22 protein-coding genes are annotated in these 26,160 nt (G+C 74.3%); 9 read left to right on the forward strand and 13 right to left on the reverse strand.

The genetic code is table 11. The features are described from left to right. Nucleotides 1-32: 32 nt before the first annotated feature. Both ACFXHB_RS13490 and ACFXHB_RS13495 read right to left on the reverse strand, forming a co-directional pair. The gene (locus ACFXHB_RS13490) at nucleotides 33-755 is read right to left on the reverse strand and encodes a response regulator transcription factor (protein WP_380574207.1); all 723 of its coding nucleotides are present in this window, start codon (nucleotides 753-755) and stop codon (nucleotides 33-35) included. Continuing rightward, on the reverse strand, nucleotides 752-1,375 hold the full coding sequence (locus ACFXHB_RS13495; protein WP_380574208.1) for a response regulator transcription factor: 624 nt from the start codon (nucleotides 1,373-1,375) through the stop codon (nucleotides 752-754). Before ACFXHB_RS13495 ends, ACFXHB_RS13490 begins: the two co-directional genes overlap by 4 nt. 372 nt (nucleotides 1,376-1,747) lie before the next feature. Here ACFXHB_RS13495 and ACFXHB_RS13500 point away from each other — a divergent pair, with 372 nt between their 5' ends. The 5 genes from ACFXHB_RS13500 (at nucleotide 1,748) to ACFXHB_RS13520 (ending at nucleotide 11,125) form a co-directional block, all read left to right on the forward strand. After that, nucleotides 1,748-4,957 carry a type 2 lanthipeptide synthetase LanM family protein gene (locus ACFXHB_RS13500; RefSeq protein ID WP_380574209.1) on the forward strand — a complete coding sequence of 1,070 codons (3,210 nt, stop codon included), beginning with the start codon at nucleotides 1,748-1,750 and terminating at the stop codon, nucleotides 4,955-4,957. Nucleotides 4,958-5,147: 190 nt separating this feature from the next. Beyond that, entirely contained in the window at nucleotides 5,148-5,351 is a 204-nt protein-coding gene (locus ACFXHB_RS13505) for a hypothetical protein (RefSeq protein WP_380574210.1), read from the forward strand. Nucleotides 5,352-5,423: 72 nt separating this feature from the next. Beyond that, a complete protein-coding gene (locus tag ACFXHB_RS13510) occupies nucleotides 5,424-8,330 on the forward strand; it encodes an AAA family ATPase (protein ID WP_380574211.1) in 2,907 nt (968 codons plus the stop codon). A gap of 423 nt (nucleotides 8,331-8,753) precedes the next feature. Further along, complete coding sequence (locus ACFXHB_RS13515; RefSeq protein ID WP_380574212.1) at nucleotides 8,754-9,578, forward strand: methyltransferase; 825 nt, start codon at nucleotides 8,754-8,756, stop codon at nucleotides 9,576-9,578. A 545-nt stretch (nucleotides 9,579-10,123) separates the two neighbouring features. Continuing rightward, nucleotides 10,124-11,125, forward strand: a complete 1,002-nt coding sequence (locus ACFXHB_RS13520; protein WP_380574213.1) for a LuxR C-terminal-related transcriptional regulator — start codon at nucleotides 10,124-10,126, stop codon at nucleotides 11,123-11,125. Nucleotides 11,126-11,214: 89 nt separating this feature from the next. Here ACFXHB_RS13520 and ACFXHB_RS13525 read toward each other — a convergent pair whose 3' ends face one another. The 5 genes from ACFXHB_RS13525 to ACFXHB_RS13545 all read right to left on the reverse strand — a co-directional run bounded on the left by ACFXHB_RS13525 (nucleotide 11,215) and on the right by ACFXHB_RS13545 (nucleotide 15,459). Then, nucleotides 11,215-11,490, reverse strand: coding sequence for a hypothetical protein (locus tag ACFXHB_RS13525; RefSeq protein WP_380574214.1), 276 nt, complete (start codon nucleotides 11,488-11,490; stop codon nucleotides 11,215-11,217). 307 nt (nucleotides 11,491-11,797) lie between these two features. After that, on the reverse strand, nucleotides 11,798-13,156 hold the full coding sequence (locus tag ACFXHB_RS13530) for an MFS transporter (protein WP_380574215.1): 1,359 nt from the start codon (nucleotides 13,154-13,156) through the stop codon (nucleotides 11,798-11,800). Nucleotides 13,157-13,169: 13 nt separating this feature from the next. Continuing rightward, nucleotides 13,170-14,015 carry a phytanoyl-CoA dioxygenase family protein gene (locus tag ACFXHB_RS13535; protein WP_380574216.1) on the reverse strand — a complete coding sequence of 282 codons (846 nt, stop codon included), beginning with the start codon at nucleotides 14,013-14,015 and terminating at the stop codon, nucleotides 13,170-13,172. Beyond that, nucleotides 14,012-15,166 (reverse strand): hypothetical protein, encoded by a 1,155-nt coding sequence (locus ACFXHB_RS13540; protein WP_380574217.1) that lies wholly within the window; start codon nucleotides 15,164-15,166, stop codon nucleotides 14,012-14,014. The genes ACFXHB_RS13535 and ACFXHB_RS13540 overlap by 4 nt, the downstream gene beginning before the upstream one ends. 164 nt (nucleotides 15,167-15,330) lie before the next feature. Continuing rightward, complete coding sequence (locus ACFXHB_RS13545) at nucleotides 15,331-15,459, reverse strand: hypothetical protein (RefSeq protein WP_360634607.1); 129 nt, start codon at nucleotides 15,457-15,459, stop codon at nucleotides 15,331-15,333. Between the two features lie 248 nt (nucleotides 15,460-15,707). Here ACFXHB_RS13545 and ACFXHB_RS13550 point away from each other — a divergent pair, with 248 nt between their 5' ends. Further along, nucleotides 15,708-15,842 carry a hypothetical protein gene (locus ACFXHB_RS13550; protein WP_380574218.1) on the forward strand — a complete coding sequence of 45 codons (135 nt, stop codon included), beginning with the start codon at nucleotides 15,708-15,710 and terminating at the stop codon, nucleotides 15,840-15,842. Nucleotides 15,843-15,965: 123 nt separating this feature from the next. Next, nucleotides 15,966-17,258, forward strand: coding sequence for a cytochrome P450 (locus ACFXHB_RS13555; RefSeq protein WP_380574219.1), 1,293 nt, complete (start codon nucleotides 15,966-15,968; stop codon nucleotides 17,256-17,258). 60 nt (nucleotides 17,259-17,318) lie between these two features. Here ACFXHB_RS13555 and ACFXHB_RS13560 read toward each other — a convergent pair whose 3' ends face one another. Continuing rightward, nucleotides 17,319-17,894, reverse strand: a complete 576-nt coding sequence (locus tag ACFXHB_RS13560; protein WP_380574220.1) for a hypothetical protein — start codon at nucleotides 17,892-17,894, stop codon at nucleotides 17,319-17,321. Nucleotides 17,895-18,049: 155 nt separating this feature from the next. Beyond that, nucleotides 18,050-19,129 (reverse strand): restriction endonuclease, encoded by a 1,080-nt coding sequence (locus ACFXHB_RS13565; RefSeq protein WP_380574221.1) that lies wholly within the window; start codon nucleotides 19,127-19,129, stop codon nucleotides 18,050-18,052. A 278-nt stretch (nucleotides 19,130-19,407) separates the two neighbouring features. On the opposite strand from ACFXHB_RS13565, the gene ACFXHB_RS13570 reads away from it, so the two are divergent. Further along, the gene (locus ACFXHB_RS13570; protein WP_380574222.1) at nucleotides 19,408-20,646 is read left to right on the forward strand and encodes a phosphatidylserine decarboxylase family protein; all 1,239 of its coding nucleotides are present in this window, start codon (nucleotides 19,408-19,410) and stop codon (nucleotides 20,644-20,646) included. Nucleotides 20,647-20,729: 83 nt separating this feature from the next. On the opposite strand, the gene ACFXHB_RS13575 is transcribed toward ACFXHB_RS13570, so the two are convergent. Continuing rightward, on the reverse strand, nucleotides 20,730-21,404 hold the full coding sequence (locus tag ACFXHB_RS13575; protein WP_380574223.1) for a macro domain-containing protein: 675 nt from the start codon (nucleotides 21,402-21,404) through the stop codon (nucleotides 20,730-20,732). A gap of 301 nt (nucleotides 21,405-21,705) precedes the next feature. Between ACFXHB_RS13575 and ACFXHB_RS13580 the strand changes: the two genes are divergently transcribed. Beyond that, nucleotides 21,706-23,334, forward strand: coding sequence for an ADP-ribosyltransferase domain-containing protein (locus ACFXHB_RS13580; RefSeq protein ID WP_380574225.1), 1,629 nt, complete (start codon nucleotides 21,706-21,708; stop codon nucleotides 23,332-23,334). A gap of 37 nt (nucleotides 23,335-23,371) precedes the next feature. On the opposite strand, the gene ACFXHB_RS13585 is transcribed toward ACFXHB_RS13580, so the two are convergent. From ACFXHB_RS13585 to ACFXHB_RS13595, 3 genes are all read right to left on the reverse strand, one after another. After that, nucleotides 23,372-24,745 (reverse strand): M1 family metallopeptidase, encoded by a 1,374-nt coding sequence (locus ACFXHB_RS13585; protein ID WP_380574226.1) that lies wholly within the window; start codon nucleotides 24,743-24,745, stop codon nucleotides 23,372-23,374. Between the two features lie 165 nt (nucleotides 24,746-24,910). Continuing rightward, the gene (locus ACFXHB_RS13590; RefSeq protein ID WP_380574227.1) at nucleotides 24,911-25,429 is read right to left on the reverse strand and encodes a nucleoside 2-deoxyribosyltransferase; all 519 of its coding nucleotides are present in this window, start codon (nucleotides 25,427-25,429) and stop codon (nucleotides 24,911-24,913) included. A gap of 96 nt (nucleotides 25,430-25,525) precedes the next feature. Continuing rightward, complete coding sequence (locus tag ACFXHB_RS13595) at nucleotides 25,526-26,146, reverse strand: class I SAM-dependent methyltransferase (RefSeq protein WP_380574229.1); 621 nt, start codon at nucleotides 26,144-26,146, stop codon at nucleotides 25,526-25,528. Nucleotides 26,147-26,160 lie beyond the last annotated feature (14 nt).

Consider the following 26,160-nt stretch of genomic DNA (forward strand, 5'->3'; position numbering starts at 1 on the left):
GGGTTCGGCGGGGCTCCGGCCGCGGTGCCGGGTCAGATCAGCCCGGTGCGGACGGCGTGGGCCACCGCGTGCGCCCGGTTGCGGACCTGGAGCCGGGCCATCAGGTCGTAGATGACGTTCTTCACGGTGTGCTCGGAGCAGGACAGCTCGCGGGCGATGGCCGCGTTGCCGTGACCCTCGGCGACCAGACCGAGCACCGCCGTCTGCCGGGCCGTCAACGGGGAGTCGGGGGCGGGCCGGCGCGGCGCCGCGGCGTCGTCCCGCACCGGACCGAGCAGGCCGACCAGGACGCCGTAGGGCATCCGGCCCTCGCCGTGCCGGGCCCCGCGGACGGCGGTGAGCAGGCGTTCCGGGGTGGCCTCGGTGGACTGCAGCATGGCCACCGCCCCGGCCCGGACGGCCCGGCGGACCCCGGCCGCGGTGAAGGTGTCGGCGATCAGCAGCAGCGGGGCGCCGTCGGGGTCCGGCCAGCCGTCCAGCGCGGCGCCGGGTGTCTGCCCGGCGGCGACCCGCACGGTGGCCCCGGAGCGCGCGGTGGCCAGTTCGATGCCGGCCCGGCGCAGGTTGGCCGCCACCGCCTCGCGGGCCGCCCCGCCCGCCGGGCCCAGGTGCACGCGCAGTCCGGCCGGCCGTCGCGCGCTCCCCGGCCAGGGGTCGGGGGCGGCGGTGCCGGGCCTGACGTCGAGGGCCGCGGCGCGGGGTCTGACGTCGGGGGCGGCGGTGCCGGGCCTGACGTCGAGGGCGAGGGCGCTCACAGCAGACCCGCCCGCAGCGCGTAGGCCACCGCGTGGGCGCGGTTGCGCAGCCGGAACCGCTGGGTGATGTCGCGGACCACGGTGGTGACGGTCCGTGCGGAGTAGCAGAGCGCCCGGGCGATCTCGTCCGTCTCGTGGCCGTCGGCCACCAGCCGCAGCACGGCGCGCTCCCGTTCGTCCAGGCCCCACCCGGGCCCGTGGCCCCGGGCACCGGGGTGCGGGTCGAGCTCGGTGCCGTGGTCGAGGAGTCCGTCGATCAGGTCGGGCGGTACCGTGCAGTCGCCGCCGGCCACGGTGAGCACGGTGCGGGCCAGTCGGTCGGCGTTGACCTCGCGTCGCCGCAGCAGGCCGCGGGCCCCGGCGTTGATGGCGTCCGCGGCCTCGGCCGGGGACAGGTCGGCGGCGATCACGACGATGGCGGGCCGGTGCGGGCCGGTCCGCGTCGCGTTCACCAGGTCGAGCTCCTGGCGGTCCACCCGGTCGACCAGCACGACGGCGACGTCGGCCTTCTCCTCGGGCTGGACCAGGGCGATGTCCGGGTTGCCGGACAGCGCGCTGACGGCGCCGGCTTCGAGCACCGGGTCCAGGGCCACGACGCAAAGCGGCAGGGGGTTGCCCATGTGCACTCCTCGGTCAGCGTGGGGGTGAACCTCTCGGCGAGGAGTCTTCGCGTCCGGTGCGCCGCGCCGCATGGGGCGCGATCACCCGCTTTCCCCGCCGCGGCGGGGGGTACCGGGTCGTGCGCCCGTCCCCGTTTGCGGCGTGACCGGATCCGGACACCGGTCCCGGAGGCCCGGGACGGGCTCCGCTGCAGCTCCGCGCCCCTGCGCGGGCCCCCGGAGCCGGCCGCGCGCCGGCCCCCGCCGCCCGTCGGACCGCCCGGTCGGACAAAGGTGGGGCACGGTGGGTACGGCGTCTGGGTAGTCCGCGAGGAAATGTACGGGTGGTGCTCCCCTGTACGGACGGGTCGTGCCGCTGGGAGGGTGGCGGACGTGACCACAACCGACACCGCCTCCCACGCCTCAGGGCCGTCGCCCTCCTGGTGGGCGCCCGCCGCGACGCTGCGCGAACGGCTGTCGGCCCCGCACCCGCCGGTGGCGCCGGCGGCGGGCCCGACCACCGGGACGCGCACCCGTTCGGCGGTCGAGCGGGCCTGCGAGTCCGTCCGGCTGACCCGGCTGGGCGTCGACGCCGAGCAGGCCGCGGCCCTCGCCGCCGAGCCGCCGGAGCGGCTGGCCGGCCGGCTGGCCAAGCCGTCGTGGGCGGAGTTCGCGGAGCGGGCCGTCGCCGCGGCGCCGGAGCGGCCCGAGGAGGTCCGGGTCGAGGCGGCCGAGGGGGCGGCGGTGTTCGCGCCGCTGCTGGGCCCGCTGGTGGCGGCCGCCGTCGGCGAGCTGACGGAGCGGGCCCGCTCGGGCGGCGCCGCACCGGACGACCTGGCGGTGTTCGCCCCGGCGTACGCCCGCTGGCTGGCGGAGCGCCTCGCCGGCGAGGCGGCCCGGACCCTGGTCGTGGAACTCGCCGCCGCCCGGGCCGCGGGCGGTCTGGGCGGCGCCACCGGCGCGGCCCGGTTCGCCGACTTCGCCGCCCGGACGGGCACCCGGGCCGGGCTGGTCCGGCTGTTCACCCGGTACCCGGTGCTCGCCCGGCTGCTGGCCCGGATGTGCCGGCACACCGCGCGGTCCGGCGCGGAGCTGCTGACCCGGCTCGCCGCCGACCGGTCCGCGCTGACCGCCGGGCTGTTCGACGGACGGGACCAGGGCCCGCTGGCCGCCGTCGAACTGGGCCACGGCGACCTCCACCAGCAGGGCCGGGCGGTGGCGGTGCTGCGGTTCGCGAGCGGCGCCGGCGCGGTCTACAAGCCGCGGCCGATCGGCCAGCACGCGCTCCTGGACGACATGGCCGGCTGGCTGGACGCCAAGGCGCCGGGCCTGGGGCTGCGCACCCCGCGCTGGGTGGCCGGCGACGGCTACGGCTGGCTGGAGTACATCGACCACCGGGTCTGCCGCTCGCTGACCGAGATCGACCGGTTCCACCGGCGTCAGGGCGCGCTGCTCGCCCTGGCGTACACCCTCGAAGGGGTGGACCTGCACTGCGAGAACCTTCTCGCGCACGGTGACCAGCCGGTGCTGGTGGACGTCGAGACGCTGCTGCACCCCGTCCTGGGCGAGGGCGCCACCACCCTGCCGGACCCGGCGGCCGCCGCGCACGCCGCCTCGGTGCACCGCACCTGCCTGCTGCCGCAGCTGCTGGTCGGCGAGCTCGGCGCGGTCGACGTCTCCGCCCTCGGCGCCGCGCCGGGCGGGGACTTCCCCAACACCCGGATGGTCTGGGAGGACGCCGGGACGGACGAGATGCGCCTGGTGCGCCGGCCCGTACCGTTCACCGGCGCGCGGAACCGGCCGTACGGCACCGTGCCGGGCGCCGCGAGCGCGGACCGGCTGTCCGCGACCCTGGCCGGGTTCCGCGCCGGGTACGACGCCGTCGTCCGGCACCGGGCGGAACTGTCCGACCCGGCCGGGCTGCTGGCCGCCGGGGCGGAGGCCATCGGCCGGCTGGTGGTCCGCCCGACGATGCTCTACGCCACCCTGCTGGAGGAGGCGACCCACCCGCAGCTGCTCGGCGACGGGCTCGACCGGGACGCCATGTTCGCGGTGCTCTGGGCCGAGTCCCAGGGCGATCCGGCCCGGCAGGCCCTGATCGAGTACGAGATCGCCGACCTGTGGGACGGCGACATCCCCGTCTTCTTCCACCGGCCGGCGACCCCCGAGGTGTTCGCCTCGGACGGGAGCCCGGTGCCCGGGGTCCTGGAGACCTCCGGTCTGGCCTCCGCCCGGGCGAAGCTCGACGGGATGAACACCGTCGACCGGCTCGACCAGGAGTGGGTCATCTCGGCCACGCTGGCCTCGGTCGGTCCGGACGCGGCGGGCCCCCGGCACCGGTCCGGCGGCCGCACCCGCCCCTCGCCCGCCGCCGTCCCGGAGCCGTCCGCGCTGCTTGCCGCCGCCTCCGGGATCGCCGACGAGATCGCCGGCCGCTCCGTCCGGGGGCACGGCCGGGCCAACTGGATCGGCCTGGAAGCCGTCGACGAGCACTGGACGGTGCTGCCGATGGGCGCCGGGCTGGCCCAGGGCTACTGCGGAGTGGCCCTGTTCCTGGCCCAGCTCGGGGTCCTCACCGGCTCCGCCCGGCACACCGGGCTGGCCCGGTCGGCGATCGCCCCGCTGCCCGAACTGGTCGCCGCGATGGCCGCCGACCCGGCGCTGAGCCGGGCCGTGGGCCCGGGCGGCTTCGACGGCCTGGGCGGCCTCTGTTACGCCCTCGCCCGGCTGGCCGGCCTGGTCGACGACGGCCTCGCCGACTGCCTGCCGGCCGCGCTGGACGCGCTGGCCCTGGCGGCGCTCGACGAGGACGCCCCGGCCGGCGTGTCGGCCGGCCTGGCCGGAGCGCTCGCGGCCCTGCACGCGGTGCACCGCGAGCGCGGCCTGCCGCAGGCCGCCGCGCTCGCGGACCGGATCGCCGAACGGCTGCTCCGGCTGCCGCCGCCCGGTCCGCTCGACGGCACGGCCCCGGAGCGGGCCGGCTTCGCCTTCGGGGAGGCCGGCATCGGCTGGGCGCTCGCCCGGCACGCCCGGTTCACCGGCGGCCCGGAGGGCGCGCGGTTCGCCGCCGCCGGCCGGGCCCGGTTGACCGCCGCCGCCGCCGTCGCGGCGGACCGGCCCACCGCCGGCTGGTGCTCGGGGCCGGCCGGGACGGTGCTGGCGGCGGCCGACGCGGGCCTGTCCGCCGAGCCGGCCGACGGCCCGCTGCGGGACGCGGTCCGCCGGCTCACCGGCCAGCCGCCACTGGCGGACCTCAGCCTCTGTCACGGCGAGTTGGGCACCGTGGAAGCCCTGGCGGCGCTCGCCGAGCGCGGCCACGGCGGCGCGCGGAACAGCCTGACCGGCCGGGCCGGGACGGTCCTCGGGCAGCTCCACGACTGGGGTCCGCGCTGCGGGACGCCCGGCCAGGTGCCGACGCCCGGCCTGCTCACCGGGCTCTCCGGGATCGGCTACGCCCTGCTCCGGCTGGGCTTCGCCGACACCGTGCCCTCCGTCCTGCTGCTGGACCCGGCCCCGGGCGGCGGGCGGGCGGAGCCCGCGGGCCGCGCGGCGGTCGCCCGGCCCGATGCCCGGCCCGATGCCCGCAGTGCGAGCCGCTCCTGACGGCCCCCGGCCGCCCGGACCCGCGCCCCCGGGGCTCTTGTCCCCACCCCCTCAGACCCCCCGAAGAGCACCACAGAGCACCACAGAGAACAGAACCGCAGAGAACAGAACCACCTGAAAAGCACCCAAACCGCAGAGAACAGTGCGACTTATCACCACGCATCGCTTCCCGAATGGAAAGGAAAGCCCCATGTCCCACTCCCTGTACAACGGTGCTGTCCGCAACGAGGCCGCGAACCAGGCCGCGACCGTCCCGGACCCGGCCGGCGAGATCCGGCTGGTGCGCTGGAACGGCGCCTGCGCCCGGACCCGCGCGCTGGCCGGAATGAACCTCGGCAGTGGCGTGGTGGTGGGCCTCGGCTCCATCACCACCAGCGTCTCGGTGCCCTTCTGACCTGCGCTCACGTAGAGCCCGCCCGAACAGGAGCGCGACGCTCCGTGGCCCGAGCGACTACTATCCGGGGCTATGCGTGTGCGGGCAGCCCATCTCATCGGCCGTGATGCCGAAGTCGCCAAACTGGGCGACTCACTGCGGGATCTCCGCCGCTCCTACGGCGGTACCACCTTCCTGGTCGGCGAGGGCGGCATCGGCAAGTCGCGGCTGGTCGCCGAGGTGATCGGCGCGGCCGTCGACGCCGGGGTCCGCGTCCTGCGCGGCCGGAGCAGCACCATCGGACCGATGGTGCCGCTCCGGCCGCTCACCGAGGCGCTGATGCCGCTCTCGCGCGGCGGGGAGACGCCGGACGAGGCGAGTCTCGGCCCGTACCGCCCGGTGCTCGGCCGGCTCATCCCGGACTGGGGCACCGGCACCCCGGAGCAGGGCTCGACGGTGGTGCTCGCCGAGGCCGTGCTGCGGCTGCTCGCCTCCGCCGGCCGCGAGCAGGGCTGCCTGCTGGTGCTGGAGGACCTGCACGACGCCGACACCGAGACGCTGGCCGTCGTGGAGTACCTGGTCGACAACCTCGAACAGCAGCCGGCCATGCTGGTGGCGACCGTCCGGTCGGAGCCGGGCGAGGCGCTCCTGCTCGCCGAGTCCGCCGGGCGCCGCCGCAGCGGTACGGTCTTCCGGCTGGCCCCGCTGGACGGCGACGAGGTGGACCGGCTGATCGCCTCCTGCCTGGACACCGAACCCGGCCTGGTGCCCGCCGAGGTGCTGACGCAGATCCGGGAGGACAGCGCGGGCATCCCGTTCCTGGTCGAGGAACTCCTCCAGGGCGCGGTCACCGGCGGCGCGCTGGTCCGCGAGAACACCGTCTGGCGGGTGGCCGGCAACCTCCGCCGCAACGTGCCGAGGGCGCTCCTCGAAGGGGCCATCCACCGCATCGACGAACTCGGCCCGCAGGGGCAGACCCTGCTCTCCGCCGCCGCCGTGCTCGGCCGGCGCTTCCCCCTGTCGGTGCTCCAGCTGATGACCGGTGCCGACGACCGGAGCCTGCTGAGCCACCTGCACGCGAGCGTGACGGCCCGTCTGGTCGCGGCCGACGAGCCCGCTCCCGACTGGTACGCCTTCCAGCACCCGCTGACCGCCGAGGCCCTGCTCGCCCAGCTCACCCCGACGGCCCGGGCCGCCCTCTCGCACCAGGCCGCCGACGCGATCGAGGCCCTCCACCCCGAGCTCCAGGGCGACTGGTGCCCGCTGGCCGCGACCCTGCGCGCCGACGCGGGCGACCAGGTCCGGGCCGGCCGGCTGTTCACCGAGGCCGGCCGTCGCGCCCTCGCCAACGGCACGGTCGGCTCCGCGGTCGCCCTGCTCGACCGGGCCGAGCGCCTGCTGGCGGCGGGCACCGACTCCGCCGCCCGCGCCGAGGCACTGGAGGCGCTGCTGCCCGCCCTCGCCGAGACCGGCGAGCTGACCCGCGCGCTCAGCCTGGCCGGCAGCCTGCGCGAGCTCGTCGGCGCGGGCCTCGGCGCGCCCCGGCTGGCGGCCCTGCACACCCGGCTCGCCCAGGTGGCCTACATGGCGGGGCGCTGGGCCGACGGCAACAACCAGATCGAACGGGCCCGCGCCCTGCTCGGACCGGACCCGGACGAGGCCCACACCGCCCTCACCGACGTGGTGGAGGCCTACCTGTGCCTCGACACCCCCGGACAGGACCGCACCCAGCGGGCCGAGCGGCTGGCCCGCGCCGCGATCGACACCGCCGAGCGGCACGACCAGCCCCTGGCCGCCTGCCAGGCCTGGGAGCTGCTGGGCGTCGTCGCCCGCGAACGCGACCTGGCGGAGGCGATCACCTACCTGGAGCGGGCGATGAGCACCGCCGAGCGGCACAGCCTGCCCCTCCAGCGGATGTACGCGCTCACCCGCCTCGGCGGCAGCCGCTGGCTGGCCGACGGCGGCACCGCCACCCTGGAGGAGGCCCGCACCGAGGCCCGCCGCCTGGGCGCCGTCACCGTCGTCTACACCCTCGACGGGATCCTCGCCCTGCACGACGTCCTGTGCGGCCGCTTCGCCGAGGCCCGCGCGCTGGGCGACGAGGCCCTGACCATGGCGGCCCGGCTGCGCCTGGCGCCGGTGGCCCGCTACCTGCTGATGACCCGCTCGGTGCTGGCGGCCCATCAGGGCGACCGGGCCGCCATGGAGGAGGCGCTGACCGAGTTCGGCCGCTGGGGCGGCAGCGGCTCGCCCGAGGAGCCGCTGGCCCTCGGCCTGGCCCGGGTGTTCTGCGCCCTCCTGGAGGAGGACCGGGACCGGGCCGCCCGGGACATGGCCGGCCTCCAGGCCCTGGAGGCCGAGAACCCGAGCACCTTCCACCTCGGCGGCCGGCACGGCCTCGGCCTGTTGCTCGACCTGCTGGACGGCCGGGCCGACCGCGAGCGCCTCGACCGGGTGGCCGCCAGCTCGGCCGGCCGGATGCGCTGGAACCGCCACTTCGTGCTGCTCGCCGAGGCCGTGCTGCTCGGCCGGGAGGGGGAGCCCGAGGCGGCCGGCCGGGCGGCCCAGCTCGCCCAGGAGGTCGGCGCGCCCTACCCCACCGCCCGGCACCTCGGGCAGCGGCTGATCGCCGACGAGGCCCACGCCCTGGGCTGGGGCGACCCGGAGGGGTGGCTGCGGGAGGCGGAGCACCACTTCCGCGAGACCTCCGCCACCGCCGTCGTCGGCGCCTGCCGCACCCTGCTCCGCGCGATCGGCGCACCCGTCCGCCAGCACCGGACCGGCACCAACCGGATCCCGGCGCAGCTGCGGCTCAAGGGCATGACGGTCCGCGAGTACGAGATATTCCAGCTCCTGGCCGACCGGCTCAGCAACAAGGACATCGCCGCCCGGCTCTACATCTCGCCGCGCACCGTCGAGAAGCACGTCGCCAGCCTGATCGCCAAGACGGGCCTGCCGAACCGGGCGCAGCTCTGTGCGCTGGCGGCACAGCAGTCCTGACGGTCCGACGACGACGACGGGGGCGGGTGGGCGGTCCGGCGGGCGGGGGTGGCCCGCGCCACCGGTCGGGCGCTCGCCCGTGGGTCCTGACGTCGGTGGGTCCTGACGTCCGTGGGCCCGGACCTCGGTAGGCCCGGACGGCCCGGTTACCCGGCCGGGGCGGCGGGCCGCAAGCGGTCAGTTGCTGCCACCGGATCCGGCGGGTCCCGGCGGCCCCCGGTGGGGCGGAAGCGGCCGGGCCGCCCGGCGGGGGCCGGTTCATGCCGGTGCAGCTTTCGGCCACCGGTCACCCCGGGACAGCGGCCCCTCCGGAGCGCGACACTGGCCGCGGGCGACTCCCACCGGGGCCGCCCGTCGGGACCCGCCCGCCGGGGTCCCGCGGTGCCCGCACCACGAGGGCCTTCAGGGAAGGGACCGACGCAGATGACGAAACCCGCCGCATGGCCGGAGCGGAACCTGTGGACGGACTCCGCGCCGGCGCGGGCCCAGGCCTACCTGGACCACGCCCGGGGCATCCGCGGCGAGGTCCGGTTCGAACTCGTCACCCGCGCGCTGGCCCGGCACCTGCCGCCGCGCCCCTGCCGGGTCGTCGACATCGGCGGCGGCTTCGGCCGCCAGGCGGTCCTCCTGGCCCGGGCCGGGCACGAGGTGACCGTGGTGGACGACGACGCCACGTTGCTGGGGGCCGCCGCCGACCTCGTCGCCGCGGAGCCCCCCGAGGTCGGCCGCCGGGTACGCCTGGTCCGGGGCCTCGGGGAGGACGCCCCCGACCTGGTCGGGACGGGGTTCGACCTGGTCTGCTGCCACAGCGTCCTGCTGTACCTTGCCGACCCCGGCCCCATGCTGGACGCGCTGGTGCGGCTGGCCGCGCCCGGCGGATTGCTCTCGCTGCTCACCGTCAACCGGGACTCCCAGGCCATGCGGGACGGGCTGCAGGGCGACTGGCGCGGTGCGCTGGCGACCCTGCTGGAGGCCGCGGAGCAGGGCGACCAGTACCTGCCGACCCGGCCGGACACCCCGCAGGACCTGGGTCGGCGGCTGGCCGGGCTCGGGGCGGCGACCGTGGACTGGTTCGGGGTGCGGGTCTTCTCCGACCACCGCTCCGGCGAGCCGTCGCCGGAGGAGTTCGCGGACCTGTGCGAGCTGGAGTGGCAGGCCGGTCTGCGCGACCCCTACCGAGGGCTCGCCCGGCTCTTCCACCTCCTCGCCCGGCGCGACGACGAGCCCCTGCGGGCCGCCGGCCGTTGACGCCCGGCCGTTGACGCCCGGCGGGTGTCGGTGCCGCCGCCCGGTCGCCGCGCCGCCGCCGCCGTCCGTTCGCCGGCCGATGACCGTCCGACACCGGCCGCCGAGGCGTACCGGAGGCCGCGCCGGGTGGCGCACGGACGTGCGCCGGTAGCACTGTTGTACGCCTGAGCCCGGGCGAACGCGCCGTGACCGTACCGGTGCGCGGCCCTCCGGCCGGAACCTGCCACCGGGTGTCCGCCGGCCCTCGCGGGCCCGGTCGGAGAGGTGCGGAGGGCGGGCCCCGGCGGCGCCGGAGCCCGCGGGCATGCCGTGTGACCACGGTGACCGCGCCGGCCCGGGGTCGGCGGGCCCGGGGGCGGACCGTCGGTGCCCGAATCCCGCCACCCCCACGGCCGTCGCCCTGCCCCGGTAGGCCCGCTTGTGGGTGGGCACGTCAAGTGCCAATCTGTGAAACTCAGTTGCCGGATCCACTGCGGGCATGGCGAAAAACGGGCAGGAGATGCGCGCCGACGCCGGTCGCCGGACCGAGTCAGGGGGAGTGGTCAATGTTCGAAGGGCTTGGGCTGAGCAGCCTTGCCGAGTCCGTCTATCTCGCGATGCTCCAGCACCCGGACGAGAGCCTCGACGTCCTCGCCCGCCGGCTCGACGTGGACCACGCCCAGATCCGGGTCGCGCTCGACGAGCTCACCGGCATCTCGCTGCTCCAGGTGTTCCCGGGCCGCCCCGCGCCGAGAGCCGTCCGGCCGGAGGTCGGACTGTCGGCGCTGGTGGCCCGTCAGCAGGCCGAGATGGCCCGCCGGCACCAGCAGATCGAGGAGGGCACCGCCGCGCTGTCCACCCTGCTGGCCGAGCGGGCGGAGAGCCGGCCGGCCGAGACCGAGCAGGGCATCGAGCGGCTCTCCGGCATCGAAGCGATCCGCGACCGGTTGAGCGAGCTCGCGCGCGGCTGCGAGTGGGAGGCCAGCTCCTTCATGCCGGGCGGCGCCCAGTCGGAGGAGAACCTCAACGCCAGCCGGGAGCTGGACGCCGAGGCCATCGACCGCGGGGTGCGGTTGCGCACGGTCTACCAGGACAGTGTCCGCAACCACCGGCCGACGCTGGAGTACGCCCAGTGGCTCAGCGGGCTCGGCAGCGAGGTGCGCACCACCGCCTCGCTGCCGCTGCGGATGCTGATCGTCGACCGGCGGGTGGCCGTGGTGCCGCTGGACACGGCCGAGGAGGAGGGCACCGCGGCGGTGGTGATCTCCAGCGTCGGCATCATCACGGCCCTGACCGCGCTGTTCAACTCGGTCTGGCGGTCCGCGACGGTGCTGGGCGCCGCCCGCCGGCGCGACGACGACGGGCTGTCGGGCCAGGAACGGCAGGTGCTCCGGCTGCTGGCGGCGGGTCTGACCGACGAGGCCATCGCCCGTCAGCTGGGCGTCTCGGTCCGCACCGCCCGCCGGGTCGCCTCCGACCTGCACACCAGGCTCGGCGCGCGCAGCAGGTTCCAGGCAGGGGCCCAGGCCGTCTCGCGGGCCTGGATCACCCCGGACGACCTGGAGTAGCACGCGTTCGGCCCGCCACCGCAGGGCCGTAGTCGCGCGGGGCCCCTGGGGCCCGTCTCGCCCGCCTCGGGTCTCGTGCGCCCGCCGCCTCAGGGCCCGACCTCGGTGGAGCGGACTGCCCAGTCGGGGCAGGTGCCGGCCCCCGCCATGGTGCGGCGGCAGAGCTGGACGGCCACCCGCGCCGCGTCCAGCAGGTCGCGGGCCTGCACATAGAGGTTGAACACCACGAACCCCTCGTGGACCTCGATCCGCGCGTGCTGGAGGCTGTCGGTGCCCGCCCGGCTGCACAGCAGATGGCGGTGCAGCTCCCGCGCGCACTGCGGCGCGCCGCCGGGGGTGTCAACCGTGGTCTTGGTCAGGTACATGGGTCGACCCGCTCCCGGCCGGGGCGTGCGGTCCGGTCCGGCGGGCGCGGGCGCCGTCGCGCCCGCCTCCCGGCCCGGCCGGCTGGTCCGGCTTCACCGGTGGCGCATTCACGCTGAACCTTTCGCTCGCGTCGTTCCGAGCCGGTCCCGGGCCGGGTGCGCCGCGCGGTCGCCGCCGCTCCGTCGGGCGCGCGAGCCGCGGGGCGCGGACGGCCCGACCGGCGCTCGGGTGCCGGTGCCCGGGAGTCGAGGTCCGGGAACCGGTGTCCGGGGGGCCGGTGATCAGGGCCCGGCGCCCGGGGGCCGGTCAGACGGTGATCGGCGGGTCCGGGGCCCACCGGGTCAGGGCCCAGCGGAGGAGTTGCGGGCCCAGTCCGGCCGCCATCACCGTGAACGCGACGACCAGCGCCCACCGCGTCCCGAACGCGACGGCCAGCGCCCCGCCGACCGGTACCCCGATCAGGCTCGCGGCCTGCAGCAGTACGAAGGTCATCGCCATCACCTGCGCGATCCGGTCCTTCGGCGCCGCGGCCTGGAGGCTCCCGAAGACGGTGGCGACCAGCAGCGTCCCCCCGAAGCTGCCCGCGAGTTCCAGCAGGACCAGCCCGGCCATCGCGCTCGGTCCGGCGGACGCGAACGGCAGCAGGGCCAGTGACAGCAGACTGACGCCGGTGCCTAGGGCGAGCGTGCGGCCCGACCCGAAGCGCTTCTGCGCCCGGCCGACGAGCATGCCCCCGGTCACGCCGCCGACCGCGCCGAGCGCCAACAGCGCGCCGATCAGCGAGGGCCGCATGTCCACCGCGTGCAGCAGGAAGAGCACCAGGACGGGCTGGGTGACGCCGTTGACGAAGGACACCGTGACCACCGCCCGGACGCCGGACTGGCGCGCCATCGCGCGGGCCAGCCGGAGGTTGGCGGCGGCGCCGAGCTGCTGCTTCGCGGGCTTCGGGGCGGCGCCGCCGGTGCCCTCGGCACTCCGTTCGGAGATCGGTTGCTCGGCCGCCCCGCGGTCGGCTGCCTCCCGGCCGGCCGTCGCGTCGGCCGTCCCCGGCCGGATCCGGGTGAGCAGCGCGGCGGACGCCAGGAACGACAGCGCGTCGACCAGGACCACGTACGGCGCCGCGATCCGGGCCAGCAGGGCCCCGCCGAGCGCCGGCCCGCTGATGTCCGCGATGCTGCGGGTCGCCGAGATCTTCCCGTTGGCCTCCACCAGGTGCGCCTTGGGGACGATCTGCACCAGCAGCGGGCTGGACAGCGCGGAGTACACCCCGAGCGCCGCCGAGGCGAGCGCGGCCAGCACCATCAACAGCACGATGTGCAGCACCCCGAACCACCAGAGCAGCGGGACGGCCCCCATGACGGCGGCCTGCACCAGATTGCAGGCCGCCATCATCGGCGCGCGGGGGCGGCGCAGCCCGTCGGACCACGCGGCCGCCGGGAGCCGGATCAGCAGGGACGGCACCACCTCGACCACCGCCAGCGCGGTCATCTCCAGGGCCGACGCGCCCAGCGTGACCGCCGCGCAGATCGGGATCGTGACGTTGCTGACCGCCGAACCGACCTGGGACAGGCCGGTCGCGGCCCACAGGGCCCGGAACCGGTGGTCGGGGAACACCGGCGACTCCGAGGTCTGCTCACCCCCGCCGGTCAGTGCCGTCGTTGTCACGTCGCTCGTCCTTTCACAGGGTGACGATGCGGATGCCCGAGTCGGCGGCCTCCTGGGCGAACCAGGCCGGGAAGCTCTCCGGGTACCGCATCCGGGCGATCTCGGCCAGCCGGGGGATCAGCCGGGAGACGCCGTTCATCGTGCGCATCGAGTCCACCGCGATCTGGCTCAGGAACCGGTGGTTGTCGCGCACGTGCGGGCGGGCGTAGCTGAAGAAGACGCCGAACTTCTCCCGGCCCGGGTCCGTCACGACCGTCGTGCTGGTGTGCATCAGACGAGCGTTCCACACCACGACGTCGCCCGCCCGGGTATCGACCCGTTCGCGGAGGTCGGATTCGCCCACCGTCCGCGCCGGGATGTCGAACTCCGGTTCCATCGTGCCGTATCCGTCGAAGGACATCAGGTGCGAGGAGCGCACCACGTCGATGCCGCCCCCGCCGACCGGGTCGTTGTCCTGCAGGTACAGCCCGCACTGGACGTGCGCGAACCCGGGCTCCCACACGTACGCGGCGGTCGGTCCGACGAACGTGGCGTCGACGTGCCAGGGGACGTACACGTTCTTGCGCGCGGTGCAGTTCGGGTAGAGCACGGGGTGGTCCTCGCCCAGCAACTCCTTGACGGCGCGCACCACGCGCTCGCGCAGCACGATGCCGGCGAGGAAGTCGTCGGCCAGGAAGTCGCTGGTGAGCATCTCCTGCGAGCCGGTGCCGGTGAGGTAGCCGGAGCACAGCGCCCGGGCCCGCTCCACCTCCTCGGCGTCCAGGATCCCGCGCAGGATCACATAGCCGCGCCGGGCGAACTCCTCGGCGGAGACCGCGGTCTCGGGAGCGGCCGTCGCGGTGCCGTTCGCCGCCGTCATCGCTGGACCTGCACCGGGCTGCCGGGGACGACGCAGGCGGCCAGGCCTTCGAGCTGGCCGTAGCCCAGACCGCAGCAGTCGCCGGTGATGTCCTCGTCCAGGGCGTCCGCCGGGTGCTCCGCGTCGGTGGCCGCGAAGGTCTCCAGATCGATCGGCTCCGGGTCGTCGTCGACCCAGACCAGCGCGCCGGCGGTGATCAGGTCGAGGTGGACGTCGGCGATGTACGGGACCTTGCTCACCCGCTGGTTGTGCTGGCCGAACCCCAGGTGGACACCGCAACGCCGCTCGTTGATGTGCGAGTTGGCGGTGATGAACTCGTCGATGCCGCGGTTGGTGCCCAGGCCGAACTCCCCGACGTTGCGGCCGAACGGGCTGTTCAGGCAGAGTTGGAACATCGCGTCGAGCTGCGGGTCGGCGCAGCTGAGGGAGACCGCCTTGCCGTTCTCGATCTCCACCCGGACCGGGTTGGCGGCCAGGCTGGCGTTCAGCGGCGTGATGATGTTGGCGTTGAACGCCCCGTCCGCCACCAGCACACCGTCGACCGTGACCGGGTAGGTCGCGACCTCGCCGGCCGGCAGGATGGTGAACCCGCCGGGCCGCCAGACACCCCGGTTGCTGATCCAGTGGTACTTGTCCGCGTCGAGCTCGATCGTCAGGTCGGTGCCGCCGCGGCTGGTGACCCGCACCTTGCGGGCCGGCTTCACCCGTTCCAGCAGCGTCGCGTTGAAGCGGGTCAGCTGCGCGGGGGCCAGGTTGAGGGACTTGGTGAAGAACGCGGTGGAGGCGCTGATGATCCGCAGGATCATCGTGCGGTCGCCGCCGAACCTCTTCAGCGCGTTCTCGAACACGTTGAAGTGCGACATGGTGTCGCGTTCGAGGGTGAGGAGGACCAGGCGGCCGGGCAGGGTCTCCGGGTCGGGGAGCACCGCCTCCAGGCGCCCGGCGAACTCCGGGTCCTCCAGCTTGCGCATCGGGACGATCGGCGTCGCGAAGCCCCGGTGGCGCAGCGCGAGCGCCAGCCAGGCCGCCGGGTCGCGGCTGTCCGGGGTGTAGGTGATGACGAACGTGTCGGTGCTCTCGGCGAGGACGTAGTCGTCGAGCAGGACCTTGATGCCCTGCTGGACCTTCTCGTCCGGAATGACGAAGTTCATGGTCGAGCTCCTCGGATCGACGGGGACCCGCCGGGCGGATCCGCGGGCGCGCAACGCGCCCGGACGGTGGGGGAACGGCGCGCGGACGCGGCAGGGGCACCCGTCGCCCGGCCGGAGGGGAGGCCCCTGCGGCGCGGTGCGGCGGGTGCCCCTGCCGGCAACGACTAGTTGTTGTAGAAGGTCGAGTACGAGACCTTCCACGCCACGTCGCCGATGCCGTCCTCGTCGACCTCGGCCGGCTCGGCGGCAGCCATCGTGTTGACCAGTTCCTCAAGCTCCTCGAACGCGGACATCGCAGTCTCCTTCGGCTGGTGGTCGTCAGCGGGCTGCTGACTGGTCCCATGCTGTGGCCCGGGCCGGAGCGGGCGGTAGTGGTCACTTCCTGCACCCCGGCGGGCGTGGCCTGAACCGGCCTCCCGGCCCCGGAACGGACTGTCCCTGCCATGTCGGCCCGAGGCCGGTGCAATCTGCTGACCTGCCCGGATCCCCGCTGTATACAGGTTTCCTGACAACCACCCCGCAGCCCCCCGGAGGCAGGACCATGAGCAACTTCCCCGGCACCACGGTCGGTTCGGACCCGCTGCGCCCGCCCGTCCGCCGCGCCGGCCTGACCGTGACGGTACGCGCCTCCGGCGACGACGACGGCTTCGGCTGGCAGTTCGCGCCGCGCTCCTGAGCGTCGCCGGTCCCGCCCGCCTCGCACGCCGCGGTCACGGTCGTCGTCGCACGTCGCACGTCGCACGCCGCACCCGCACCCGCACCCGTAGTCGCAGGTCGCAGTCGCAGAGAGGAACGCACGGTGACTCACCCCGAGCCCGCACCGGATGTGCTGTGCCACCCCTTCGGGGAGCCCCACCTCCTCGACCTCGACCACCGCTACGCCGGTCTGCGCGACACCGCGGGCCTGCGCCGGGTCGAGGTCGGGGGACTCGGCGAGGCCTGGCTGTGTTCCCGGTACGCGGACGTCCGCCGGATCCTGACCGACAGCCGGTTCGGGCTGACCCCGCCGGCCCCGGCAGCCGCTCCGGCAGCCGCTCCGGCAGCCGCCCCGGCCCCGGCCGTGTGCCCGTCGTCGGAGGGAGCCGCGCCGGCGGGCGCGCGCAGCGCCGCGGCGTTGACGTCCGACCAGGTCAACCGGCTCACCAGGGGTGGGCTGAAGCCCCGGCGGATCGAGCGGCTGCGCGGGCGGACGGAGACGATCGCCGACGACCTGCTGGACCGGCTGGAGCCGGTCGGTCGGTCGGCCACCGATCTGATGGCCGGATTCGTCAAGCCGCTCGCCGCCGAAGTCCTCTGCGAACTGCTCGACGTGCCCGCCGGCGACCGGACCGACGTCCGGGCCCGCCTGCTGGGGGGAGCCTCCACCGCGTCACCCCCGGCCGAGGCCGAGAAGCAGGACCGGCGCGCCCTCGCCCACCACCTGGCCGACCTCATCGCCGCACGTGCCGCGGCCGGCGCCTCCGCCGACGACCTGCTGAGCACCATGGTCCGGGCCCGCGCCGACGCCGGTGACGACCTGACCCTGGCCGTCTTGACGGACCGTCAACTCGTCACCGCGGCGCTCCGGCTGCTCCTGCCCGGACTCCAGAACACCGTGCTGATGCTGGCCAACTTCCTGCGGGCCCTGATGCACCACCGGTCCGACCTGGAACGGCTCGGCCGGCACCCGGACTTGGTGCCCTCCGCGGTCGAGGAGCTGATCCGCTTCACCCCGTTCCACAGCACCTCGACCTTCCCCCGCTACGCCTCGGAGGACGTCGAGATCGGCGGCACGCTGATCCGGCGCGGCGAGGTCACGGTGGGAGCGCTCTGCGCGGCCAACCGGGACGAGCGCGCGTTCGCCCACCCGGACACCTTCGACATCGGGCGCGACGACAACGCCCACCTCGGCTTCGGCATGGGCGCCCACCACTGCCCGGGTGCGGCCCTGGCCCGGATGCAACTGCAGGTGGCCATCGGCGCGCTGGCCCGCCGGGTGGACGACCTGCACATCGCGCCCGCCGCCGTCGCCGGTTCGGTCCACGACGGTGAGGGCCGCGTCATCGGCTGGTTCGACCCGCTGTCCGCGACCTGGTCCGCGATCCGGCCCTGACCTCCGCCCGCGGGCCGGTGGTGCCGACCCCGACGGGGCCGGCACCACCGGCGTGTCGCGCTACGGAACGGCGGGGCAGGCCAGGGTCATCGTGGGGCTGACGCCCGGCTCGACCCACTGCTTGCCCTCCTGGGTCCCGGTGCCCTGGGCGTACTCGTAGTAGAAGTAGAGGATTCCGAACGCGACGACCGAGGTGTTGTGGCAGTCGGACTCGGGGGTGAACCGGTAGGTGAGCCGCACGGTGCGACTCTCGCCCGGGGCGATGGGCACGGTGGGCGCGGTCATGTTGAAGTACGACACGATCTGGTCGAACGCGCAGGTGCTGGCGTCACCGGTGCAGGAGGTGAACTCCGCCCGCGTGGTGCCGGGGGTCGGCGAGGCCTGCTCGGAGGCGTAGGTCGACACGTAGAGGAACTGCACGTCGCTGGACTGCCGGTTGGTGAAGGTGAGGGTCAGTGTGCCGACCTCGCCGGGCGCCACGACCGGGCGGTCCACGCTCATGGTGAGGGCGGGCGGCGGGGGTTCGGCGGCCGAGGCCTGCCGGCTGAAGCCGATCAGGCTGACGAACAGGGAGAGTACGGCGGCCAGGACGGCGGCGAGGCGAACGTGCCTCGGTGTGGGGGCGGGTGTACGCATGACGGTTGAGCGTAGGGAAACGATGCCCGCCCCGTCTGCCCCCGCCCGGGAGATCCGGCCATGATCCCGCCGGGGTGCCCGGGGTGCCCGGGGTGCCTGTGTGTTCGGCGGATCCGTCGGGGCCGGCCCCGCCGGATCCGCCGGGTGGCCCGGGTCTACGCCTCCTCGACCTCCAGGCCGTAGGCGACGACGGCCTGATGCAGTCCGCCGGGGTAGCCGGCGAGGGCGGGGGTGAAGTCCCAGTCGCCGGCGGCGTCGCGATCGAACCGGCCCAGGCGCATCGCGGTGTTGGTCGCGGCGCCGTCGGCGAGGTGGACCACGGCAGGGGGCCGGTCGGCGCCGGCTTCGAGGATCAGGGCCGGCCCGGCGAACCCGGCCATGGTGGCCGCCGGTCGGTTCTCGGTGTCGGCCGCGGCGACGATGACGAGCCGGTCGGCCCCGGCCGGAAGCGCGTCGAAGTCCACCATCAGGCAGGCGTTCGCGTCGCCGTAACCGGTCACCAGCCGCACCGAACCGTCGGGCGTGGAACCGTTGTTGTAGAACACCAGATGCTCGTCCGACAGTGCCCTGTTCCCCTGGCAGACCAGAGCGGCGATGTCGTACTCCTCGTCGCCGGTCCAGTGGAGGAGGAGCCGGGCGGGTTCGGTGGCCAGCTCGATCCCGGACGGGTCCACGGCGTCCTGGTCGCCGTCCCCGCCGGCGCTGTGGTGCGCGGCCGCGAACACCTCGTGGAAGCCGTGGTGCTTGAGCAGGCCGACCAGCTCGGCACCGTTGATCAGCGTGATGGGCTTCCCCGTCACGAACTGGTGGGAACTCGGACCGAACCGGCTGGTGGTGACGAGGACGCCCTTCGTCGCGGCCTGGTCGTGCTGCAGCGTGCCGTACAGGTCCCGCACGGCCGACGGCGTGACGGTGTCCCGGTAGCGCTTCACCTGCACGATCACGTTCCCGCCGCGGAAGGGGTCGGTGTCGATCCCCCGCACGTCCACCCCGCCGTCCCGCGAGCGGGCGGTGAGTTCGACCTTCATGCCCATGGCTTCCATCAACCGGGCTATCAGCTGTTCGAACTCGACCGGGTCCATCGCCAGGAGGAGCTGGAGCTCCCGGACCCGCTTGGCCATCCGGCCGCGATTCGCGTTGGTGTCGTCGCGGAGGTGCCGGAACAGCATGCGCTGCGCGTGACGCTCGCTGGTGTCGGGGGTGCTGAGGCGATGAAGCTTCCGGCTCCGGGGCATGCGGTGCTCCCTTGCAGGGGGTTGCCGGCCGGTCGGGCGTCATGGGGGGACGTCGTGCCGACGCGGCGTCAGTCGGGTGTCGCGACTGATGGTAGGCCCTGTGCCCGGGTGCTCATGTCGGGCATGAACATGATTGGCAAATCGTCAGATCTGCTCTTTTCTGGAGGAGTTGGGCACGGGTCGCCGGATTGCCCGCATGTCTTCGTGCACGATGGATCTCCGCGGTGGTACCACTGGCCGAGGATGTGCGAGTCGGACCCTTCAGGGTGGAGAGATCCATGGGTGACCAAGAGACTGTCCTCGATGGGCAGTACGACAACCTGTTCGCGCGGGTGGCCGGCTATCTGCCGGACAGTCGGGCGGCCGTCGACGCGTGGCAGGCGGACCTCGTGCTGCGGCTGGACGACGGGGGAGACGCGTTCAGCCCCGGAGTGCGGGAGCTGGAGCAACTGATCAAGCGTGACGGGATCGTCCGGATGTACGTGTCCCGGATGATCCAGGAAGTCCTGCCGCCGCACCAGTACATCAAGGGGGTCGACGAGTTGCTGGCGGCGCTGGACCGCATCAGGAGGACCGCGCCGCAGTACAGCCCGGACCGCGAGAAGCGGGTGTTCTTCCCGATGTCGGCGCTCTTCGTCTACATGATGATGACGCCGGCCGGGGAGGCGCTGTTCCGGATCGAGCGGTTCAACCGGGCGATCCAGAAGATCCTGAAGGAGTGGTGCGACTACCTGGACAGTGCCCCGAGTGCCGGCGTCCTCACGGAGCAGGAGGACGGCTGGCTGTCCCCTCCCGCCGTCGAGGAGTTCGGCCTCGGGGAGTACGTCACCGAGGCGGACCGGAAGAAGCCGCACTGGGGCTTCGCCTCGTTCAACGGGTTCTTCCACCGGGAGCTCCTCCCGGGGAAGCGGCCGGTCGACACCGATCCGGCGGCCGTCGTCTCGGCCAACGACGGTGCCGTGTTCAGGATCGCGCGCGACGTCCGGGAGACGGACGACTTCTGGCTCAAGGGACAGCCCTACTCGCTGGTCGACATGCTGCACGGCAGCACGTACACCAGCAGGTTCCTCAAGGGGGACGTCTTCCAGTCGTTCCTCCCGGGCTCCGACTACCATCGCTGGCGCTCGCCGATCGACGGTGTCGTCCGGAGCGCCGAGGTCGTCGACGGCCTGATGTTCAGCAACGCGGAGTCCGCCGGGGAGGACCCGACCGCGGGGACGTACTCGCAGGGCTACCAGGCCTCGGTCAACACCCGGGGGCTGCTGTTCATCGAGAGCCCGGAGCCGAAGATCGGCATGGTCTGCGTCATCCCCATCGGCATCACCGAGATCTCCTCGGTGCACGTCGAGGTGAAGGCCGGGCAGTCGGTCAAGAAGGGCGACCTGCTGGGCTGGTTCAGCTACGGGGGTTCCAGTATGTGCCTGGTGTTCGAGCCGGGGAAGGTGCGCTTTCTCGACGACCTGAAGCCGGACCACAAGATCCGGGTGAGCGCGAGGATCGCGACCGTCGGTCACTGACCGGGCGGGCCGGGCTCGCGGAGCCCGGCCACCGACGGGGCTGTCGGGAGGCCGGCCGGGCGGACGCGTGGGGCGGCCGTCGGTCAGCGGCGCGTGCGGCGTGCGGGCGGGGCGATGCGGACCCGCTCGGTGGCGGGAGCGCTCTCCAGGTCGTCGAGTTGCGCGAGGATCGTGCGGCGCAGGTCGTCGTCGTCCTCGAAGGCGTGGTCGTTGAACAGCGTGTAGCCCGTCCACATCAGGTTGGCGCAGACCCGGGCCGGCACCCGGCCGGTCCGGGCACCCATACCGACCAGGGCCACCGAGCGGATGCTGCCCGGGACCTCCCTGTTCTGCCGGTGGACCGCCTGGAACGCGGCGGCGCACGCCAGCGCCACGTTCAAGGTCGCGCTCACGTTCTGTGCGGACTCCTGCATCGTCGGAGCCGAGATCAGGAACTTCGGGTTGGTGGCCCCGGACGGCACGCAGACCGCGCTCCCCACCGGGAGCGCCCCCGCGAAGCGGTCGCGTATCGCGCGCTGCACGCGCAGCTGGATGCCCGCGCCCAGGTGCCGCTTGACGGCCGCGTCGACCCCGCCGTCCATCCGGCCGCGGGAGTTGGTGGGGCTGACCCAGGCGTCGACCGTCTCGTCGAGGATCGATCCCTGCCGGACCTCGATCTCCGGCAGGTCGGCGAAGGCCGCCCGCCAGGCCGCCACCACCGGTGCGTCGATGTCGGTCAGCACCACCCTGAGCGGCGACTGTACGCGGTCTGCGGTCATGCTCCACTCCCCTTCGGGACACGGTTCCTCTACTGGTCATGACGCTAGCGCCTGCCACTGACAGGCCGGTCGCGACGTCGGCGGGCGGTCTCCGGACCCGCGCGGCCGGGCCGTCGACTGTCACACCCGGCCGGTAGAACAGTGGAGTCCGCCGCGGACATGACGGACCCTCACGGATCTTCCGAGGGCCGCGACCCGTGCACGGTACGCCCCGCGCACCGGAGGTCCCGCGCACGGCGAGTCCCGCGCGCCGTCGTCCCGTCATGTCCGCCGAAGCACGGTGATTCGGAGCCGCACCACCATGAGCGATGCCACCACCCCCGCCGCCACCCCGGCCCCGTCCGACCCGTCCGACCCGCTGGCGCTCGCCGAACTCTTCCGGGGCGGCGGAGAACCGTGGCTCCCGCTGCTGAAGCCGGTCATCGAGGCCCAGCCGGGCGCTTCCGCGTTCATCGGACCGGGTCGCGGCCCCGAGGTCGTCCCCGTCCGCGAGCTGACCTTCCAGGCGCTCAAGCCCAACGCGCCGCACCAGTGGAAGGTCGTCGTCTTCGGCCAGAACCCCTACCCGAGGCCGGAGAGCGCCACCGGCATCGCCATGTTCGACAACACCTTCCACGACTGGAAGGACAGCCAGTTCGGCCGGGTGGTCAGCATCCGCTGCATCATCAAGGCGGCAGCGATGTGGAAGCACGGCATCCCGAAGAAGACCCCGATCGCCGACATACGCGCGCTGCTGAAGGAGCGGGACACCGTCCAGCCGCCGGAGTGGTTCCAGGCGATGCTCACCCAGGGTGTGCTGCTGCTGAACGCCGCACTCACCGCGAGCAGCGACGGGTCGGCGGCGACCGACCGGCACACGGCGTTCTGGCGGCCGGTCGCCGAGCGGATCGTCGAGGAGATCCTCCGGGCCAAGCAGAACGCCGACGAGGAGGACCGCGGCGTCGTCTTCGCGTGGTGGGGAGCGCACGCGCGCAGCCTGAAGAAGGTCGTCCTCCAGCTCCAGGAGAAGTACCCCGAGGTCGAGGTCCGGCACATCGACCACGCCAACCCCGCGGCGCAGGGCGACATCTTCTGCGACGGCGACCACTTCGGCACGGTGAACGCGGCCCTCGCGTCGCTCGGCGCCGACGCGATCGACTGGCTTCCGGCCAAGGGGTGGAACGAGCTCGCCGAGCGGAGCGGCGGGGCGGGCGGCGACACCGCCGAACGCATGGGCGCGTTCATCGCCTCCACCATGGAGCTGCACCAGCTGTACCTCGAACGGCTCGCGAGCGTCAAGGACGAGGGGCTCGTCCTCCCCGCGATCACCGGTGTGTTCGACACCCCGCTGATGGAGTTCCGCGACGCCGTCGCCCCGGTGGCCGGGCTGCTGTCCGGTCTGGACCGGCACGTCGAGCGGTCGCACGCGTTCGGCCGGCGGCGGGCGGAGGAAGCGGCCGACGGCCTGTCCGCCGAGGCGATCGCCGCCCTCTACCTCTACACCTGCGAATCGGCCTTCTACCGGGAGATCAACGCCATCCTGCGCTCGCCGGACCGCGACCGGATCGTGCCGTACCTCCCGTACCTGCGGCTGCTGTTCTCGGCGGTGTCGCAGCTGCCCGCCCGTACCGAGCCGCTCTGGCGCGGGGTGCCGCTGGACCTGCGCGCGCAGTATCCGCTCGGACGGACGGTGACCTGGTGGGGCGTGTCCTCCTGCACCTCCGAGCCGGGCGTGGCCCGGGGGTTCCTCGGCAGCCGCGGCAAGCGCACCCTCTTCGAGGTGATCCCGGTGCGGGCGGCCGGCATCCAGCGCTACTCGGCGTTCACCGGCGAGGAGGAGTTCATCCTGTTGCCCGGCACCCAGTTGAAGGTGACGGACGTGAGGGCCGAGCGCGGCGGGCTGTGCACCGTGACGCTGACCGAGCTGGCGGAGCAGGGTCTGGTCTCCTGACCGGGGCGGGCCACCGGGGCGGGAGGGACCGGCCCGTTCAGGCGCCGATCCGGTGGTCGGCCCAGAACGGGCCCAGGTCCTCGGTGGTGGCGGCCCGGGCCGCGGCCAGGAACGCGGCGGTGCTGCTCACGCCGTACCAGTGCGCGCGGGCGTAGCCTCGGAGCAGCCGGGCCATCGCGTCCGGTCCGATCGACCGCCGCAGGTCGTGCAGCGCGCAGGCGCCGTAGTCGTAGACGACCACCCCGTAGCGACCGGGGTGGTCGTCCCAGTACGCCATGCCGTTGGTGATCCTCTCCTCCGGAGCCGACCAGGTGACGGCGGACCAGCAGTCGGCGCCGTCCCGGCCGAGGGCGAGGTCGGTGGCGTACTCGGCGAAGGACTCGTCCAGCCAGGGCTGGTGGTACTGGTCGTCGCCGACGATGCCGTACCACCACTGGTGCGCGATCTCGTGGACGAGTGCGCTGGTGCTCACCCGGTCCAGCACGAACCCCGGGTACTCCATGCCGCTGAACCAGAGCTCGTTGTCCAGCACCACGTCCAGCTCGGTGTACGGGTAGGCGCCGAAGGCGCGTGCGTGCGCGTCCAGCGCGGACTCGGCGGTGGCCAGTATGGCCGCGGCATCGGCCGCCCGGACACCGGCGACGCTGTGCACGGTGACCGTGACCCCACCGGCGGAGACCCCGGAGACGTGCTCGAACGGGCCCGCGGACCAGGCGAAGTCGCGGACCTGCCGGGCCGTCGCCGTGGTCACGGTCCGCCCGGCGGCGCCCGGGGTGTCGACCGAGGCGCCGGTGGCGGGCACCTCCAGGCCCGCCGGGTGGTCGAGCCGCACGGTGAAGTCGGCGGCCAGCGTGTAGAAGGACTCCCCGGTGTCGGTGAACGGGTCCAGGTGCCAGCCGGCGGCGTCCCGTACCGCGAGCACCGGCAGCGCGTTGCCGAAGTGGCCGGCCGTCCCGTGCCGGCCGAACCGCCCGGCATGGTCGGGGAGTTCGGGCGCCCGCAGATCGAGGTCGAAGCCGATCGTGTGGCGCCCGCCGGGGCGCAGCGGGGCCGGCAGGGTGATCCGCAGCACGGTGCACCCGGCCGACAGGGTGGCCGCGGCCGCCCCCACCAGGTGCGTCACGGTGACGGGCGGCGCCGTACAGCCGCCGCGGGCGTTGCCCCACAGCCGGAGGAGGATCTCGGGGAGCGGCTGCGTCGAGACGTTGGTGAAGCCGACCCGCTCGTGCCCGGTCCACCGTCCTCCCGAGGCGTCAGCGGTCAGCTCGACCGAGTAGGCGGCCGCCGCCGGCGTGGCGGCGGGCTCGGCGGGCCGACCACTGCCCGGCGGAGTGAAGGCCGTCGCGGTGGCGATCAGCGCCAGGCAGGCGAGGAGGGCGGCCAGGAGCCGAGCGGGTGGCGGGCTGCTCATGGGCGTTCCCCGGAAGTGGTCGGTGGGGCGGGCGGTCAGGCGGGGGCGGGGGTGGGTGTGGGGCGGGCCGGTCGGGCCCCGGTCCGGTGGTGCGCGGGGCCGGGCGGGCGGCCCCGCGCCGGCCGGTGACCCGCCGGTACCCGTCGGTGACCGGCCGCCCGTCGGTCACCGGGTGCCGAGGCCCTCCCGCTGCCGCTGTACCGCCACGTCCACCGCGCGGTCGACGGCCGGCAGGCAGGCGGCGATGTCCGTGTGGACCACGTACTCCACCGAGGCCACCGTGTGCAGGCCCTGGACCAGGAAGGTGTACTCCCGATCGCGCTCCAGCAGCAGCACGATCGGCTTGTCGAAGGCGCTCGCCCACCCGATCTCGATGTGGGTGCCCGGGGAGGCCGGGTGGCCGGGCAGGGCCACGAACACATCGGCCTTGCGGATCTCGTCCTGGTCGAGCTTGGTGCACTGCTCCGGCCGCATCAGCTCCGCCCCCCACGCCTCGCGGCGGTGGGCGTTGTGCACGGAGAGCCCCTGCGACTCGAAGTGCTTGATCAGGACGTCGAACGGGGCGCGGGCCTCGGCCGGCATCTCACCGGTCTCCGGGTCCAGGAGCTGGATGAACGGGCCGGCGAGGAAGACCGAGCGGATCCCCAGGTCGGGGCGGGAGCCGTTGGTCAGGGTGATGGTCATCGGGGTACCTCCGGAAACGGCGCCGGTGCGCGGTGTCGGGTGGGGGTGGGCCGGCACGGTGGTGGGCCGGGCCGGCCGGTGGAGCGGTGCGCCGGGTCAGTCCTTGCGGAAGCACTGGATGAAGGCGTCGCCGGTGGTCCCGCCGTGGGTGTACTCGGTGGTGTCGTAGGCGACGAACGGGTGCCGCTCGACCCGGATCGAGCGGAAGTGCGGCAGGTACTGCCAGCGCAGCTCCGGCTTGGTGCTGAAGAACGGGAGGAACACCCCGCCGGGGCGCAGCACCCGGACCACCTCGGGCATGGTCCGGGCCCACAGTGCGGCGTCCGTCCAGACCTCCACGTCGAGGGCCGGGTCGAAGAACATCCCGTCGATGCTCTCGGACGGCAGCTCGGTGATCCGCTGGAAGAAGTCGCCGCGCTCGATGGTGAGGTTGTCGGGCAGTTGGGGGTGCCGGGCCCGGAAGAGCTCCTCGACCTCGTCGAAGAGCTCCAGCACGGTGTGCCGGCGGGTCACCGGGTTGCCGGCGATCCGCAGCGCGGACAGGCCGAGGCCGAGCCCCACCTCGTAGAAGTCCTGGCCGTACTCGCAGAGCATGTCGGCGCTGGCCCACATCAAGTCCCGCTCCCAGGCCTGCATGGCCTGCTCGCCGCCGATGCTGAGGGTCACCTCGCCGTTCTGCTCGATGAGTTCGATCGCCGGTTTGGTCTGGCTCTCCATGGTTCTCCCTGGGG

Source organism: Kitasatospora sp. NPDC059327 (assembly GCF_042752535.1).
Classification (GTDB): Bacteria; Actinomycetota; Actinomycetes; order Streptomycetales; family Streptomycetaceae; genus Kitasatospora.

What these genes read in the sequence shown, in the direction of transcription:
- ACFXHB_RS13495 (WP_380574208.1), bottom strand. Translation starts at nt 1,375, where the DNA reads ATGGGCAACCCCCTGCCGCTTTGCGTCGTGGCCCTGGACCCGGTGCTC.
- ACFXHB_RS13505 (WP_380574210.1), top strand. Translation starts at nt 5,148, where the DNA reads ATGTCCCACTCCCTGTACAACGGTGCTGTCCGCAACGAGGCCGCGAAC.
- ACFXHB_RS13510 (WP_380574211.1), top strand. Translation starts at nt 5,424, where the DNA reads ATGCGTGTGCGGGCAGCCCATCTCATCGGCCGTGATGCCGAAGTCGCC.
- ACFXHB_RS13515 (WP_380574212.1), top strand. Translation starts at nt 8,754, where the DNA reads ATGACGAAACCCGCCGCATGGCCGGAGCGGAACCTGTGGACGGACTCC.
- ACFXHB_RS13520 (WP_380574213.1), top strand. Translation starts at nt 10,124, where the DNA reads ATGTTCGAAGGGCTTGGGCTGAGCAGCCTTGCCGAGTCCGTCTATCTC.
- ACFXHB_RS13525 (WP_380574214.1), bottom strand. Translation starts at nt 11,490, where the DNA reads ATGTACCTGACCAAGACCACGGTTGACACCCCCGGCGGCGCGCCGCAG.
- ACFXHB_RS13535 (WP_380574216.1), bottom strand. Translation starts at nt 14,015, where the DNA reads ATGACGGCGGCGAACGGCACCGCGACGGCCGCTCCCGAGACCGCGGTC.
- ACFXHB_RS13540 (WP_380574217.1), bottom strand. Translation starts at nt 15,166, where the DNA reads ATGAACTTCGTCATTCCGGACGAGAAGGTCCAGCAGGGCATCAAGGTC.
- ACFXHB_RS13545 (WP_360634607.1), bottom strand. Translation starts at nt 15,459, where the DNA reads ATGTCCGCGTTCGAGGAGCTTGAGGAACTGGTCAACACGATGGCTGCC.
- ACFXHB_RS13550 (WP_380574218.1), top strand. Translation starts at nt 15,708, where the DNA reads ATGAGCAACTTCCCCGGCACCACGGTCGGTTCGGACCCGCTGCGCCCG.
- ACFXHB_RS13560 (WP_380574220.1), bottom strand. Translation starts at nt 17,894, where the DNA reads ATGCGTACACCCGCCCCCACACCGAGGCACGTTCGCCTCGCCGCCGTC.
- ACFXHB_RS13565 (WP_380574221.1), bottom strand. Translation starts at nt 19,129, where the DNA reads ATGCCCCGGAGCCGGAAGCTTCATCGCCTCAGCACCCCCGACACCAGC.
- ACFXHB_RS13570 (WP_380574222.1), top strand. Translation starts at nt 19,408, where the DNA reads ATGGGTGACCAAGAGACTGTCCTCGATGGGCAGTACGACAACCTGTTC.
- ACFXHB_RS13575 (WP_380574223.1), bottom strand. Translation starts at nt 21,404, where the DNA reads ATGACCGCAGACCGCGTACAGTCGCCGCTCAGGGTGGTGCTGACCGAC.
- ACFXHB_RS13580 (WP_380574225.1), top strand. Translation starts at nt 21,706, where the DNA reads ATGAGCGATGCCACCACCCCCGCCGCCACCCCGGCCCCGTCCGACCCG.
- ACFXHB_RS13585 (WP_380574226.1), bottom strand. Translation starts at nt 24,745, where the DNA reads ATGAGCAGCCCGCCACCCGCTCGGCTCCTGGCCGCCCTCCTCGCCTGC.
- ACFXHB_RS13590 (WP_380574227.1), bottom strand. Translation starts at nt 25,429, where the DNA reads ATGACCATCACCCTGACCAACGGCTCCCGCCCCGACCTGGGGATCCGC.
- ACFXHB_RS13595 (WP_380574229.1), bottom strand. Translation starts at nt 26,146, where the DNA reads ATGGAGAGCCAGACCAAACCGGCGATCGAACTCATCGAGCAGAACGGC.